Genomic DNA, 774 nt, shown 5'->3' with positions numbered 1-774 from the left:
TCAAGGCCCTGCTGCGCCGCGCCGCGCCGAGCGGGGGCGACGGCGACGTGCTGCGCTTCGGCCGCCTCGAGGTCGACGCCGGCGGTCGCCAGGCCCGCCTCGACGGCAAGCCCTGCGACCTGACGAGCTACCAGTTCGACCTGCTCCAGGTGCTGGCCAACGCGCCCGGGCGCGTGCTGTCGCGCGACCAGATCATGATGCGCTGAAGGGCCACGCGCTCGAGGCCTTCGACCGCTCGATCGACGTGCACATCTCGCGCATCCGTGCCGCCATCGAAGACGATCCCAAGACGCCGCGCCGCATCCTCACGGTGCGCGGCGCGGGCTACGTGTTCGCGAAGAAGCAGGATGCCGAGGCGGCCTGATCGGCGTCGCGCCCGCGCAGCAGGACGGGCCGGCCGGTGAAGACGCTCTACCTGCGCATCTACCTCACCGTCGTGGCGGTGCTGCTGCTGTTCGCGCTGGTGTCGGGCTGGCTGCTCCAGCGCAACATCGAGCATGAGCGCATACGGGTCGAGGCGAGCGGCAACGAGCGCCTGATCGCCTGGGGCGAGTTGCTGCAGAACGCGCTCCCACCCGTCGACGCACCGCGCGACGAGCAGAGCCAGGCCTTGCTGGAGTGGTCGTCGCGCTTGCGCATGCCGCTGGCGCTGGATGACGCGCAGGGCCGGCGTATCGCCACCTCGCAGGCCTTCGCTCGCTGGATCGACGGCGGCGTCGGGCCGGACGGGCCGGTGCCGCCCGACGAGTTGCGCCCGCCGCCGCCCGAGGCGTG

At 72.5% G+C, this 774-nt stretch carries 2 pseudogenes; both read left to right on the top strand.

What is annotated here, in order from left to right:
• Nucleotides 1–364, top strand: a pseudogene (locus Y694_RS22090) (winged helix-turn-helix domain-containing protein); the annotation flags it as partial.
• 36 nt (nucleotides 365–400) lie between these two features.
• Nucleotides 401–774: pseudogene (locus tag Y694_RS22085) on the top strand (two-component sensor histidine kinase); the annotation flags it as partial.

It is taken from the genome of Methylibium sp. T29-B, assembly GCF_000576225.1.
Lineage (GTDB): Bacteria > Pseudomonadota > Gammaproteobacteria > Burkholderiales > Burkholderiaceae_C > Methylibium > Methylibium petroleiphilum.
The sequence above is the reverse complement of the archived record's forward strand: the minus strand, read 5'-3'. Positions and strand labels throughout refer to the sequence as shown.